At 28.4% G+C, this 12,795-nt stretch carries 14 protein-coding genes; 10 read left to right on the forward strand and 4 right to left on the reverse strand.

Features of this window, described 5'->3' with window-relative positions; translation table 11 throughout:
* The first annotated feature begins 12 nt into the window (after positions 1 to 12).
* On the forward strand, positions 13 to 870 hold the full coding sequence (locus R3X25_RS12285; protein ID WP_317675214.1) for an OmpA family protein: 858 nt from the start codon (positions 13 to 15) through the stop codon (positions 868 to 870).
* 8 nt (positions 871 to 878) lie between these two features.
* On the forward strand, positions 879 to 1,385 hold the full coding sequence (locus R3X25_RS12290; RefSeq protein ID WP_317675215.1) for a hypothetical protein: 507 nt from the start codon (positions 879 to 881) through the stop codon (positions 1,383 to 1,385).
* A 2-nt stretch (positions 1,386 to 1,387) separates the two neighbouring features.
* Here the strand turns inward: R3X25_RS12290 and R3X25_RS12295 are convergent, their stop codons facing one another.
* The 3 genes from R3X25_RS12295 to R3X25_RS12305 form a co-directional block, all read right to left on the reverse strand.
* On the reverse strand, positions 1,388 to 1,618 hold the full coding sequence (locus tag R3X25_RS12295; RefSeq protein ID WP_317675216.1) for a hypothetical protein: 231 nt from the start codon (positions 1,616 to 1,618) through the stop codon (positions 1,388 to 1,390).
* Complete coding sequence (locus R3X25_RS12300) at positions 1,605 to 2,963, reverse strand: MATE family efflux transporter (protein WP_317675217.1); 1,359 nt, start codon at positions 2,961 to 2,963, stop codon at positions 1,605 to 1,607. The genes R3X25_RS12295 and R3X25_RS12300 overlap by 14 nt, the downstream gene beginning before the upstream one ends.
* Before the next feature lie 217 nt (positions 2,964 to 3,180).
* Positions 3,181 to 3,795 (reverse strand): fumarylacetoacetate hydrolase family protein, encoded by a 615-nt coding sequence (locus tag R3X25_RS12305; RefSeq protein WP_317675218.1) that lies wholly within the window; start codon positions 3,793 to 3,795, stop codon positions 3,181 to 3,183.
* Between the two features lie 188 nt (positions 3,796 to 3,983).
* Here R3X25_RS12305 and R3X25_RS12310 point away from each other — a divergent pair, with 188 nt between their 5' ends.
* From R3X25_RS12310 to R3X25_RS12345, 8 genes are all read left to right on the forward strand, one after another.
* Positions 3,984 to 4,616: a peroxiredoxin gene (locus tag R3X25_RS12310; protein WP_317675219.1), complete on the forward strand. Its 633-nt coding sequence runs from the start codon at positions 3,984 to 3,986 to the stop codon at positions 4,614 to 4,616.
* Between the two features lie 106 nt (positions 4,617 to 4,722).
* On the forward strand, positions 4,723 to 5,220 hold the full coding sequence (gene tpx / locus R3X25_RS12315; RefSeq protein ID WP_317675220.1) for a thiol peroxidase: 498 nt from the start codon (positions 4,723 to 4,725) through the stop codon (positions 5,218 to 5,220).
* 1 nt (position 5,221) lies between these two features.
* Positions 5,222 to 5,590, forward strand: a complete 369-nt coding sequence (locus tag R3X25_RS12320) for a diacylglycerol kinase family protein (protein WP_317675221.1) — start codon at positions 5,222 to 5,224, stop codon at positions 5,588 to 5,590.
* Between the two features lie 52 nt (positions 5,591 to 5,642).
* Positions 5,643 to 8,012 carry a DNA translocase FtsK gene (locus R3X25_RS12325; RefSeq protein ID WP_317675222.1) on the forward strand — a complete coding sequence of 790 codons (2,370 nt, stop codon included), beginning with the start codon at positions 5,643 to 5,645 and terminating at the stop codon, positions 8,010 to 8,012.
* A gap of 5 nt (positions 8,013 to 8,017) precedes the next feature.
* Positions 8,018 to 8,671: an outer membrane lipoprotein carrier protein LolA gene (locus R3X25_RS12330; RefSeq protein ID WP_317675223.1), complete on the forward strand. Its 654-nt coding sequence runs from the start codon at positions 8,018 to 8,020 to the stop codon at positions 8,669 to 8,671.
* A 6-nt stretch (positions 8,672 to 8,677) separates the two neighbouring features.
* Positions 8,678 to 10,120: an LptF/LptG family permease gene (locus R3X25_RS12335; protein ID WP_317675224.1), complete on the forward strand. Its 1,443-nt coding sequence runs from the start codon at positions 8,678 to 8,680 to the stop codon at positions 10,118 to 10,120.
* A gap of 8 nt (positions 10,121 to 10,128) precedes the next feature.
* Positions 10,129 to 11,274: a 3,4-dihydroxy-2-butanone-4-phosphate synthase gene (gene ribB, locus R3X25_RS12340; protein ID WP_317675225.1), complete on the forward strand. Its 1,146-nt coding sequence runs from the start codon at positions 10,129 to 10,131 to the stop codon at positions 11,272 to 11,274.
* 8 nt (positions 11,275 to 11,282) lie between these two features.
* The gene (locus tag R3X25_RS12345; RefSeq protein ID WP_317675226.1) at positions 11,283 to 11,996 is read left to right on the forward strand and encodes a DUF4369 domain-containing protein; all 714 of its coding nucleotides are present in this window, start codon (positions 11,283 to 11,285) and stop codon (positions 11,994 to 11,996) included.
* On the opposite strand, the gene pepE is transcribed toward R3X25_RS12345, so the two are convergent.
* Positions 11,988 to 12,695, reverse strand: coding sequence for a dipeptidase PepE (pepE, locus tag R3X25_RS12350; protein ID WP_317675227.1), 708 nt, complete (start codon positions 12,693 to 12,695; stop codon positions 11,988 to 11,990). The two genes, R3X25_RS12345 and pepE, sit on opposite strands and share 9 nt — an antisense overlap.
* Between the last annotated feature and the right edge of the window lie 100 nt (positions 12,696 to 12,795).

The raw sequence follows: 12,795 nt of genomic DNA on the forward strand, positions 1-12,795 counted from the left end.
AAAAATTAATTTATGCTAAATTACTTAAAAGCTTTTGTTGTTTTTTTAATTTGGGCAGTAGTTGCGTTAACTACGCACTTTTATATTACGCACAAAAAATTCGATAATTGCACAGCTCTATCCAAAGCAGTTAATACTAAATTAGTTGAAGTACCTCCAACTTATTTTTTAGTACTAAATAAAACTGATACCATATACAAATCTCTAAAAGGAATTACTATTTTTAAAAATGAAGACAAACTAACAATTCCAGAAAATTTAGCACAAAATTTAACTAATTTTATTTCAAATAATTATACTAAAAATTTTAAAATCACTTCATTTTATTCTTCTATAGAAAATAAAACTATTGGAGATTCTCGAAATAAAAATATTGTAAATCAATTTGAGAAAAATGGAATTTCAATTGATAGAATAACAACAAATTCAAAAGTAAAAAAAATACCTTTTAATAAAGATAATTCTTATAATAATGGAGTTAGTATTTCTATAATAAATAGAAGTCTAGAAATAATTGACAGTATTGAAAAATCATTAATTACAAAACGTTTGTATGTAGATTTATTTAACAACAAACTTCAAACAACAGACAAATTAAAAGCTTATACTAAATTAGTAAAACAATATTTAAAACTTCATCCTACAAACACAATACACATAACTGGACATACCGATAATAAAGGATATTTTCAAAATAACCTTGCAAAAGGATTACTGAAATCTAATAAATTAAAAGATTATTTTATAGCAAATGGAATTGAAAACTCTAAAATAAAAACTTATTCAAAAGGTGAAGCCGAACCAATTGCAAATAAATACACCGAAGAAGGAAAAAAATTAAATAACCGTATAGAAATTAACATCAACTAACTTACTCAATGGACATTTTTACAAATCAATCATTCACTCACTTACTAGAATTATTTTTCTGGTTACTTGGAGCTTTTATTATTGGCTTTGTTTTTGGAAGAATTTCAACTCCTAAAAAAGAAACACCTCAAATATACTTTGACAACCCTGACGATATAGAAGATTTAGAACAGGATACCTCTCAAATTAGAGCTACAAAAACATTTGAACGAGGTGGTAAGCAAATGGTACAATCTTATTTTGAAGAAGAAGTTGTTTTTGAACATGTTCAAAAAGGTTTAAACTTTGATAATATTGGAAAAGGCTCTGAAAAAAACAAAGATAATTTACAATTAATAAAAGGCGTTGGTGCTTTAATTGAAGAAAAATTAAATAAAATTGGAATCTACAACTTTAAACAAATTAGTAAACTAACTTCAACTGACATTGACAAAATAACCGAATTAATCAAGTTTTTTCCAGGTAGAATAGAACGTGATAATTGGGTTGAACAAGCAAAAAAATTATTAAAATAAATCTATTCTTCTTCGTAAAGCTTCATTTCTCTATCATAAAAAGCTGAAGCTTCTTCAATTAAAGTTGCTACTTGTATCTCTAGTTCATCTTGATCTTCGCCTTGAAAATCTTCTAACCATTCTATTTCATCGTCCACTAAATTGATTATAAATCTTGGAAATTCAGTATGAATTACAAATATATCGTTAGGACAATCTGTATTGTCTCCCATTAAAAATTTAGGTAAGTTCATTTTTTTCTTGAATTAATTTTTTTGATAAATAATTGAATCGTAAAAGTAACATAATTGCTGAACTTGTCAAGGCTGTTAACAAACCAATCCAAATTCCCCAAGTTCCCATTTCAAGTTCTCTTCCCAAATACCAACAAACAGGAAAACCTATAACCCAATACGCTATAAAAGTATAAACTGATGGCATATTTACATCTTGTAAACCTCGTAAAGCTCCCAAAACTACGGCTTGTATTCCGTCAGAAAGTTGAAAAAACCCTGCAATTATTAATAAACTTGAAGCAATTCCAACAACCTCTATATTTTCAGTAAAAGCTAATGGTAATATATCTTTTAGAATAAAAAAGGCAATACTAAAACAAAACATTATGCAAAAAACCATTAAAAAGGTTGAAAATGCAATACGTCTTAATTCAACATAATTCTGCAACCCTTTTTGGTTTCCTACTCTAACAGTAGACGCAACACCAATTCCAACAGCAATCATAAAAGTTGTAGAAGCCATTTTTAAAGCTATTTGATTTGCTGCTTGTGCATAAGCCCCAAAAGTACCAGCTAATAATACCGAAGCTACAAACAAACCAACTTCAAACAGCATTTGTAAAGCTGTAGGTAAACCTAACTTTACAATTCTATCAATTACCGATTTTTTAATTTCATTAAACTTTAATCGTATTAAATATGGTTGAAATACTTCTTTTTTACTTAACACAATGTATATAAAAAATAACATAACAACTCTTGAAATTAAGGTTCCAATTGCTGCACCAACCAATTCTAATCTTGGAAAAATCCAAAAACCATAAATTAAAGCAAAATTCAACAATACATTAATAACGTTCGCCATAATGGTAGCATACATGGCGTATTTAGTTTGAGCCAAACCATCTGTAAACTGTTTAAAACCTTGAAAAATCATTAATGGAATCATAGAAAACGCCACTATTTCATAATAAGGAATGGCTAATTTTACAACTTCTTCGGGCTGATCTAAATGATATAACGCAGGTTTTAATACTAACAGCAAACCAAACATTATTACTCCCATTATAGTAGTTAACAATAACCCATGTTGAAAAATTAATCTTCCTTTAGGCTTATCTCCTTCTCCATCAGACTCCGCAATTAAAGGAGTTATAGCAAAAGAGAAACCCATTCCAATAGAAAATGCAATAAAAATTAAACTGTTTCCTAATGACGTTGCTGCCAACTCTACAGCTCCCAGTCTACCAACCATTATATCATCAATTAAACCCACTAACAAATGCCCTAAAGACCCCATCATTACTGGAGTAGCAAGTTTTAAATTGTTTTTAAATTCAGATGTGTAATTGCTTAACTTCATTTCAAAAATTTCGCTGCGAAGATAACAGATTTAATTTCCTTATAAATTATTTAGCAACTAATTCTTTAATTTAAAGACATAAAAAAAGGTTGTTTAAAAAAAATCACGAGTATTTGAATTTAGTTTCTAATAAAAATCAAATATCCGTATAATGAGATTCTGAATTAAATTCAGAAAGACTCATTTTATTACTTTTTAAACAACCTTTTTTTATAAATTATACAATGCGATAATCAAGTAATAACTCACCTTCTATTGAAGCTTGTATATGGTCACCTTTAAATGTATTACCAGTTCCATGCGCTGGAGTTCCAGTAAAAATCAAATCTCCAGGTTCTAAAGTCATATATGTTGAAATATAACTAATTATTTCTGCAAAATTATATATCATTAAACCTGTATTACCAACTTGTAATTTTTTTCCATTAATTTTTAAATCAAAATTAATATTATTTGCATTTTTAAAATTTGAAATTGGTTTAAAAGATGAGATTGGAGCTGCACCATCAAAACCTTTTGCTAAATCCCAAGGACCTTTAACATTTCTATAATTAGTTAAAACATCTTTTGCTGTATAGTCTATTCCAATTCCAATTTCTGACACATAAGACAATGCATCTTCTACTTTTATATTTTTACCAATTTTCCCTATTTTAAGAACCAATTCAGCCTCATAAACTAGCTCATTCGTAAATTTTGGAAACTCAACATCCTTATTATTTTTTACCAAACTAGATTCAGGTTTCGAAAAAATTATTTGCTGCCCGTTTTTACTAGCTTCAATATCACTTTTATCATTCACATAATTTTTTCCTATTGCAAGTATTTTCATTGTTATTATTATATTAAATTAATACCATAAAAATACAAAAATTAACACATTAAAAAACATTCCTTCATATCAATATTTTACACCTATAAATAAAATCTATTTAGCAATAAAATTTTAAAATTAACTTCATTTTATTAAAATTTAATAATACTTATATTTGCAAAATTAACTTAAACAAAATTATTAAAATGGCAGTATTAGTAGGAAAAAAAGCACCAAAATTTGAGGCTCAAGCAGTAGTTAACGGAATGGAATTTGTTGAAAATTATTCATTAGAACAATTTGAAGGGAAAAAATATGTAGTATTATTCTTCTACCCAAAAGATTTTACTTTTGTTTGTCCAACTGAACTATTTGCTTTTCAAGAAAAATTAGCTGAATTCAAATCTAGAAATGTTGAAATAGTTGCAGTTTCAACTGATACTGAACAATCTCACTGGGGCTGGTTACAAATGCCTAAAAATGCTGGAGGTATTCAAGGTGTTACCTATCCTCTAGTTGCAGATACAAATAAAACTATTTCTAAAAACTACGATGTTTTAGCTGGAGATTATTTTTACGATGACAATGATGAATTACAAGCAAGTGGAGAATTAATTGCTTACCGTGGTTTATTTTTAATTGACAAAAATGGTATTGTACGTCACCAAGTAGTTAACGATTTACCTTTAGGAAGAAATGTTGATGAAGCTTTACGTATGGTAGATGCATTACAATTCAACGAAGAGCATGGTGAAGCTTGTCCTGCAAACTGGAACAAAGAAAAAGAAGGTTTAAAAACAACGCATGAAGGTATTGCTGATTACCTTTCTAAAAACTAATAACAATTTAGTATTACTATAAATTTTATAAAAACTCTCGTATTTTATTCGAGAGTTTTTATTTTTTAATCTAACTTTGAGAAATCAATAAAAAAATATAAAAGAAATGGCAAAAATAACCTTAAAAGGAAATCCCTTTAAAACAGTAGGAAAATTACCGAAAGTTGGTAAAAAAGCACCAAAATTTAGTTTAGTTAAAGCTGATTTATCTAAAGCAAAATTAAAAGATTTTAAAGGATCTAAAGTAGTATTAAATATTTTCCCAAGTATTGACACGGGTACTTGTGCAGCTTCAGTTAGAAAATTTAATGAAGAAGCAGGGAAATTAGAAAACACTAAAGTTTTATGTATTTCAAGAGATTTACCGTTTGCTCAAGCACGTTTTTGTGGAGCTGAAGGATTAGATAGTGTAATTACACTTTCAGATTTTGCTAAAGGAAAATTTGGTAAAGCGTATGGTTTAACAATTGAAAATGGACCGTTAGCAAATTTACACTCTAGAGCTATTGTAATTTTAAATGAAGAAGGTGTGGTAACATACACACAACAAGTTCCTGAAATTGTTGACGAACCAGATTACGAAGCTGCTTTAAAAGCACTTTAATATGCAAAAAATAATTGATTTTTTAATCAATAGAATCCGAGCCTTTAAATTTGCTTTTAAAGGCTTTTGGATTTTAATTACAACCGAAAATAGCATTATTGCACAAGTAATAATAGGAAGTATTGTTACAATTTTTGGTTTTATAATGAATATCTCTGCTACCGAATGGATGTTTCAAACGTTAGCTATTGCCTTAATTTTAGTTGCAGAATCATTAAATACTGGTATTGAAAAACTTGCTGACTTTGTACATCCAGACTACCACAAACAAATTGGGAGAATAAAAGATATTTCTGCAGGAGCCGCTTTTTTTGCTGCAATATTTGCTGTTATTATTGGTTTAATAATTTACATTCCTAAATTTATCTAGTAAATTAAACTCAATCACATTAATTTTATATTTTTGTGACATAATTTAACAAATGGCAAAAAACAATAAAAAAACATCTAAATCGCCCAAAAAACCAAGATTTCAGAAAACAAAAGCGTTCTTTGGTAATAGACAAACTCAAACCATTATTGGTTCATTTGTTGTGTTATTTGCTATTTTTTTATTTATATCATTTATATCCTATTTATTTAATTGGCAAAACGACCAAAGTCAGCTTTCAAATTTTACAGATAAAACCGTAAAAGTAAAAAATTTGCTAGGTAAAATTGGTGCTAGTTTAAGTCACTTTTTTATATACAACGGTTTTGGAGTTTCAATTTTATATTTACCCTTTTTAATTCTTTTTTCTGGAGTTTTAATTTTCTTAAAAGGAACCTTAAAGCCAACTAAACAAGCTTGGGGCTGGGGAATTTTAGGAATTATTTGGTTATCTACAAGTTTTGGATTTTTAGCTTCAAAAAATGCATTATTACCAGGAATTATTGGATTTGAAGTAAATAATTACCTACAACAATTTTTAGGTAAAACAGGATTAACTTTAGTGTTACTATTCTTATTAATATCCTTTATAGTTATACGCTTTAAAATAACACCCGAAAAATTAAAAAGAAAAGCAAAGGCAATAAGTGAAAATGTTCCTAAAAAAACAATTCCTTCAGAAAAAGAAACAACTACTACTATTATTGAAGAAAATAGTGTTCCTGAAGAACTTGAGTTATCGCTTGATAATTTAGAACCTAAACTTAAACCAAAAGAAAATAGCACTTCTAAAAATTTAGACCTAAATATTACACCAACTGCTGAAGAAAAAGAAGATGTTGCTATTGATGTTGAACAAGTAGTTGAAGAACAACACGTTTCAGAAAATTTATCAGATAAATTAATTAAGGATTTTGGAGAGTTTGACCCAACGTTAGAATTAGGTAATTACACCTTCCCTACTTTAAATTTATTAAAAGATTACAACGAAACCATCTCTATTAATCAAGAAGAGTTAGAAGCCAACAAAATTAGAATTGTTGAAACCTTAAACAACTATAAAATTGGTATCGCTAAAATTAAAGCAACCGTTGGACCTACGGTTACTTTATATGAAATTATTCCTGATGCAGGAATCAGAATTTCTAAAATTAAAAATTTAGAAGATGATATTGCCCTATCGTTATCAGCTTTAGGAATTAGAATTATTGCACCTATACCAGGAAAAGGAACAATTGGTATTGAAGTTCCTAATAAAAAACCTACTATGGTTTCTATGAAATCGGTAATTTCTTCTGCTAAATTTCAAAATAGCGAAATGGAATTACCAGTAGCTTTAGGTAAAACTATTTCAAACGAAACCTTTGTTGTTGATTTAGCTAAAATGCCTCACTTGTTAATGGCTGGTGCAACAGGACAAGGAAAATCTGTTGGATTAAATGCTGTATTAACTTCATTATTATATAAAAAACATCCTGCAGAAGTTAAATTTATATTGGTAGATCCAAAAAAAGTAGAATTAACGTTATTCAACCATATTGAACGCCATTATTTAGCAAAACTTCCAGATTCAGAAGAAGCAATTATAACCGATACAACCAAAGTAATTAATACGCTAAATTCACTTTGTATTGAAATGGATGCTCGTTACGATTTGTTAAAAACAGCAATGGTACGTAACATTAAAGAGTACAATGCTAAATTTAAAGCACGAAAATTAAACCCAGAAAATGGTCATAAATATTTACCATATATTGTATTGGTAATTGATGAGTTTGCGGATTTAATTATGACTGCTGGTAAAGAGGTTGAAACACCAATTGCTCGTTTAGCACAACTTGCCAGAGCTATAGGTATTCATTTAATAGTTGCAACTCAACGCCCTTCGGTAAACGTTATTACAGGTATTATTAAAGCAAATTTCCCAGCAAGAGCTGCATTTAGAGTTACTTCAAAAATAGATTCAAGAACAATTTTAGATGGTTCTGGCGCAGATCAATTAATTGGTAGAGGAGATATGCTTTTTACAAATGGTAATGATGTTATTCGTTTACAATGTGCATTTGTTGACACACCTGAAGTTGAAAAAATAACCGACTTTATTGGTTCGCAACGCGCCTACCCTGAAGCACATTTACTGCCAGAATATAGTGGTGAAGAAGTTGGCACAAGTCTTGATATAAACATAAGCGAACGCGATAAATTGTTTAGAGATGCTGCTATTCTAATAGTACATGCTCAACAAGGATCCGCTTCATTATTACAACGTAAATTAAAATTAGGTTACAACCGAGCAGGTAGATTAATAGATCAATTAGAAGCTGCCGGAATAGTAGGTCCATTTGAAGGAAGTAAAGCTAGACAAGTTTTAATTCCAGATGAAATGGCTTTAAATCAATTATTAGATAACGAAAGAGAATAATATACATGAAAAAAATAGTTTTAGTAATTACCATTTTATGTTTTGGTTTTATAGGTTTTAGTCAAAATAGCAATAGTGCAAAAGCTTTACTTGATGAAGTTGCGGCAAAAGTAGAAAGCTACAATAATATTTATATTGAGTTTAATCATAAATTAGACAATGTAGATGCAGATGTTCATCAAGAAACTAAAGGTAATGTTACTCTACAGGGTGATTTATACCATTTAAATTATATGGGAACTGAACAAATTTTTGATGGAAAAAAAGTTTATTTAATTATTCATGAAGATGAAGAAGTTATTATCCAAAATCCTTCTGACAATGAAGAAGAAACCTTAACACCTTCTAAAATGTTTTCGTTTTATAAAAATGGATATAATTACGAAATGGGTGAATTGAAAAACGTAAAAGGAATTAAAATTCAATACGTAAACTTATCTCCTATTGATAGTAATTCTGAAATTTTAAGTATACAAGTTGGTGTTGATGTAAAAACTAAACACATATATAATATTATTGAAACTGGTGAAAATGGAACTATAACAACGCTTAATGTTACAAGTTTTAAAACCAATCAAACCATTTCATCAAAAATTTTCAGCTTCGATAAAGCTAAATATCAAGATCAAAAAAAGTATACAATTTCAGAAACTAATTAGGTTCCTTTGAAAATATTTGACAAATACATTTTAAAAAGTTTTTTACAACCTTTTTTGGCCACTTTTTTAGTGGTTCTTTTTGTTTTAGTAATGCAAGCTGTTTGGCTAGCTTTTGATGAAATTGCTGGTAAAGGAATAAACACCATTTTTATATTAAAATTTCTTTGGTATTTAGCACTAATTCTTACACCAACAGCATTACCTATAGGTATTTTACTCTCCTCAATTATGGCATTGGGTAATTTATCTGAAAACTACGAATTTGCTGCTATTAAATCTTCTGGAATTTCATTAAAAAGAATTATTAGACCACTTATTATATTAACATTATTTTTAAGTGTTGTTAATTTTGTTTTTATGAACAATATTTATCCTTGGGCTACCCTAAAGCAAAAGAATTTATATATGAACATGAAAAAGAAAAAGCCAGCATTAGCACTAGTTCCTGGCGTTTTTAATACTGAAATTCCTGGTTACACTATTAAATTTAAAGAAAAATACGGCGAAGAAGAAAATTTACTAAAAGATGTTCAAATATCAGATTTAAGTGCTGGAAAAGGAAAAATAAAAGTAATTACAGCTGAAAAAGGAGAAATATCTAGTGATGAAGGAAGTAAATACATGACCTTAACGCTTGAAAATGGAAATTACTACGAAGAACATATTAAAAGTGGTATGACTAGTAAAGAGCGTGAAAAAATGCCAGCTTCCGCAGCTACTTTTAAAACGTATACCATAAATATTGATATCTCATCTTTTAATGATGGTGATAATCTAGATGATGAAAATTACAAACAACATCATGGAATGTTAACCATTAATCAACTAGATTCTATTTCTGATGTTAGAAAAATTGAATACGATATCTATATAGAAAATCAAACTAAAAGTTTTATACATTCAGTACATTCAGATAATTTACATAAATATCCCGACACTTTAAATATTAAAAACTTACAACCCGAAATTCTTGATAACTTTAACCTAAACAATAAAATTTTAGTAGTTGATCAGGCATTAAATATGTTGAAAAGAATTGAGGATAAAAATAAAAACCAAATTAAAAATTTTAAAGATCGAAGAAAAGTATTAAACCTTTACGATCATGAGTTTAGTTATAGAATTACATTTTCACTAGCTTGTTTAGTTCTCTTTTTTATTGGTGCTCCTTTAGGCTCTATAATAAGAAAAGGAGGATTTGGATTACCTATGGTAATGGCTATTGTAGTATTTGTTATTTATTTCTTTATCTCTCAACTTGGAAAAAATTTGGCAGAAGAAAGTGCTATCTCTTCATTTTTAGGAAGTTGGCTTTCTACAATTATTTTATTACCTTTTGGAATACTTTTAACTAGAAGAGCTACTGAAGGAATGGGAATATTTAATATAGATTCAGTTTTAGATAAAATTAAAAACTTTTTCAAAAAAATTAAACTTAAGAAAACGTAACCAAACCAATGGAAAACACTAAAAATAATACTATTACATTAAACACTATTGAAGAAGCAATATCTGATATAAAAAAGGGTAAAGTAGTAATAGTTGTTGATGATGAAAACAGAGAAAATGAAGGCGATTTTATAGCAGCTGCAGAATTAGTTACTCCAGAAATGATTAATTTTATGGCTACAAATGGTAGAGGATTAATTTGTGCTCCTATTACCGAAAGTAGATGTAAAGAACTAGATTTAAACCTAATGGTTGGTTTAAATACAGATCCACTTGGTACTGCATTTACTGTTAGTATAGATTACAATGGTAAAGGTGCAACAACGGGCATTTCTGCTAGAGATAGAGCGCTTACTGTAAAAGCCTTAACCGAAAAATCTACACGCCCAATAGATTTAGGTAGACCAGGACATATTTTTCCATTAAAAGCAAGAGAAGGTGGCGTTTTAAGAAGAACAGGACATACCGAAGCTGCAATTGATTTAGCTAAACTTGCTGGTTTATATCCAGCTGGTGTTATTGTTGAGATAATGAACGAAGATGGAACCATGGCTCGTCTTCCTCAATTAATTGAAATTGCAAAGCAATTCGATTTAAAAATAATTTCAATTGAACATTTAGTTGAATACAGAATGCAACATGACTCTTTAATTGAATTAGCCGAACAATTTGATATTAATACCAGATTTGGAGAGTTTCAATTAAAAGCTTACAAACAAACTACAAATAACCAAGTACATTTAGCAATAACTAAAGGAACTTGGACTAAAGATGAAGAAGTACTTGTAAAAGTAAATTCTACTTTAGTTAATAATGATATTTTGGGAACCTTAACTAAAAACCCTGATGGTAAATTAAAAAGAGTTTTTGAAGCAATAAATAAAGCTGGTAAAGGCGCTGTAGTTTTTATAAATCAAGAAAATCAATCGTTTAATTTATTAGCTCGATTAGATATATTAAAAGAAAGCCAATCTAAAAATGAAGATTACCTTCCTAGTTTAAAAATGGATGAAAAAGATTTTGGAATTGGAGCTCAAATTTTACACGATTTAAACATTACAAAACTTAAAGTACTTTCCAATGCCGATAAATATAGAAAACGCGTTGGAATGACTGGTTATGGAATTGAAATAATAAAATATGTGAATTATTAATTTTTATAATGAAATGGTTTTTATCTTTTAGTATAATTTTTTTACTGCTATTTTCATGCAACAAAAAAACAGCAATTCAAAAAGAGGCTCTAAAAACTAAAACAGTCGCAAATTTTGAAATTAATGGTACTTTTGAAAACTTTTACCCTAAAAAAGTATATTTAAATAAAATAATTGAGAATAGGCTCTACCCTATTGATTCTGCTATAGTTTTAAAAAACAAATTCAATTTTAAAGGAATTGTAACATATCCAGAACGATTTGCATTTACGTATGAAAGTTCAGCTTTATCAACTATTTTAATTATTGAAAATAAATCATTTCAAATACAATTAAATGGTAGAGACCTTCAAGAACCTATAATTATTAACTCTCCTTTAAATACCGAATTAGAAGTATACAAAACCAACTCAAAAAATATATTCAAAAAAATAGATTTTTTATTCCCACAATTTCAAAAAGCACGTTTAGAAAATGATGCTGATAAATTATTTGAAATAGAGAAAAAAATGAAAGCTATTGAAAATGAATTTACAAAATTCACTTTTAACTACATTCAACAAAACAATACGTCATTTATTTCTGCAATGCTTTTAAGAGATCAATTAAAAGTTTCAAAAATAGATTCTCTAAAAATCTCTAAACTCTATAAAAATCTTTCTTCAGAAGTTAAAAACTCTCCCGATGCTTTAATAGTTGCAGATTATTTAAAATTACATTAAAAAACTTACATCGGTATTTGGTGGAAGTTCTTTGGCTGCTTTTCCTTTCTGAAATAATCTTGCGTTTAAATCGCCTTTTAATAGTACTTTACTTCCATCAACTTTTAACCAACTACCTTCTCGTAAACCTAAAACAGGAATTTCATTAAAATTATGATACTCTTTAATTCTTGTTTCTCTTGTTTCTCCCATATGCTTTGAACTTGGGTCAGGATCTAAATAATGAGGATTAATATTAAAATTAATAAAACCAAAGGTGTTAAAACTTGGAGGATATACAATAGGCATATCATTTGTATTCATCATAGTTAATCCTGTAATATTGCTTCCTGCGCTGGTACCAAAATAAGGAATTCCATTTTCCACAACATTTTTAACCACAGAAATTAAGCGATTTTCGTACAATTGCTTCACTAATAAAAAAGTATTACCTCCACCAATAAAAATCCCTTTTGCCTGATTAACTGCATTAATTGGATTGTCAAATTCGTGAATACCTCTCACTTCAATATTAATTTTTTCAAAAGCTTCTTTAGCTTTGGCAGTATATGCTTCATGAGTTAAACCACTTGGTCTTGCATACGGAATAAATAAAATCTCATGTACACCTTTAAAAAAACTTGCTAAATCAGGTAAAATATACTCTAAATATGCTTTACCGTGTACTGTTGATGTACTTGCTATTAAAACTTTTTTCATTTCTTGGTCTTTTCTCAAATTTACTAATTTTCAATGTTTAACAAAAGTTTACAACCCTATTAATACAATTTTAAGATTTCAAATGTTTTATTTGTTGTGA

It is taken from the genome of Lutibacter sp. TH_r2 (assembly GCF_033101135.1).
In the GTDB taxonomy this organism is placed as follows: domain Bacteria; phylum Bacteroidota; class Bacteroidia; order Flavobacteriales; family Flavobacteriaceae; genus Lutibacter.